The sequence below is a fragment of the Phytoactinopolyspora alkaliphila genome, assembly GCF_010550695.1.
Lineage (GTDB): Bacteria > Actinomycetota > Actinomycetes > Jiangellales > Jiangellaceae > Phytoactinopolyspora > Phytoactinopolyspora alkaliphila.
On the sequence record NZ_JAAGOB010000030.1, the window covers coordinates 1 to 1,228 of the forward strand.

The 1,228-nt window shown below is 62.1% G+C and carries 3 protein-coding genes; 1 reads left to right on the top strand and 2 read right to left on the bottom strand.

The window, feature by feature from the left end; genetic code table 11:
* Positions 1-14 precede the first annotated feature (14 nt).
* Complete coding sequence (locus G1H11_RS27345; RefSeq protein WP_425501279.1) at positions 15-107, top strand: SDR family oxidoreductase; 93 nt, start codon at positions 15-17, stop codon at positions 105-107.
* A gap of 18 nt (positions 108-125) precedes the next feature.
* On the opposite strand, the gene G1H11_RS24930 is transcribed toward G1H11_RS27345, so the two are convergent.
* Positions 126-1,058 carry a Gfo/Idh/MocA family protein gene (locus G1H11_RS24930; protein ID WP_163821420.1) on the bottom strand — a complete coding sequence of 311 codons (933 nt, stop codon included), beginning with the start codon at positions 1,056-1,058 and terminating at the stop codon, positions 126-128.
* Between the two features lie 63 nt (positions 1,059-1,121).
* Positions 1,122-1,214 (bottom strand): SDR family oxidoreductase, encoded by a 93-nt coding sequence (locus tag G1H11_RS27350; protein ID WP_425501279.1) that lies wholly within the window; start codon positions 1,212-1,214, stop codon positions 1,122-1,124.
* Positions 1,215-1,228: the final 14 nt, after the last annotated feature.

Sequence of the window (1,228 nt, forward strand, 5' to 3'; positions counted from 1 at the left end):
GCACAGTCGACGAGATCGCCGGACCCGTCAGCTTCCTCCTCTCCCGCGACGCCACCTACATCACCGGAGCAAACCTCGTCGTAGACGGAGGATTCACCAGCTGGTAAGGACACCAATTCACGCCGCTAGGCTTTCGCCGATGCGGCCTCAGCCAGCACGTTGGCGAGGCGTGCCAGTTCCAGGGACTCAGCCTCCGGCACCGGAGCCACGCCTGATCGAGCCATATCGAGAAATGCGGTCGTCATCGAGAAGATCGATCGGTAGACGTCACGGCTCTCCCAGTGAAGAGAGCCGTGAGCTCCCCAAACTATGGCCTGCGCCGGCGGGTCGAAGGCTGTCGACATCGTCTCGAGCAGAACGGTCTCACCACCTTCAAGGAGCAATGACGCCGAGCTGCGACCTGGCAGTGCCGCCCCCGCCACCTCGCTCACCCAATGCCCCACCAGAACGTTCATGATCTCCAAGGCGTGAATGCCGTACCGCTCGATCCATCCCGGGCACTGCACATAGACCGCCGTGGGAACACCGATCTCCGCCGTCACTCTGTCCCGGAACGCTAGGAGGCTTGGCGAGAATCGGAACGCAGATCCGCTGAACCAGGGTGTGCCACTGGCGGAAGCGACCTCGGCCATCTCGCGTGCTGCGTCGTCAGTCGGAGCCAGCGGCTTGTCGATGAACATGGGCAGGCCGGCCTTGAGCACCGGCACAGCTAAATCGACGTGGCTATTTGGATCATCCGTGAGCAACAGGACTGCGTCGACGTCCCTGGTCGCTTCTTCCGGTGAATCAACCAGACGCTCGACCTCACAAGCCCGAGCGATCAGCGCGCCTTCGGTTGCAGGGTCTTCACTCCACAGCCGCGTCACCCGCGCATCCGGCGCGGGCACACGGCCGGTCTCTTCGAGCTCCCGAAGCGTCTTAGCCCAGAGGTAGAACTGAGGGAGCGGTCCATGTACCCACCTGCTTGGGATGGGCACGTCCGGACGCCAGCCGTTGATGAAGCCGGCCAGCTGGTGTCCGTGAGTGTTGTTCGTGCCGATCAAGCCTATGCGCATCATTGGACAACCTCACGCGGAGTGACCACCGACTCGGTATCAATAGAAGAAACACTTGCTTCAAAATTACCAGCTGGTGAATCCTCCGTCTACGACGAGGTTTGCTCCGGTGATGTAGGTGGCGTCGCGGGAGAGGAGGAAGCTGACGGGTCCGGCGATCTCGTCGACTGTGC

What these genes read in the sequence shown, in the direction of transcription:
- G1H11_RS24930 (WP_163821420.1), bottom strand. Translation starts at nt 1,058, where the DNA reads ATGATGCGCATAGGCTTGATCGGCACGAACAACACTCACGGACACCAG.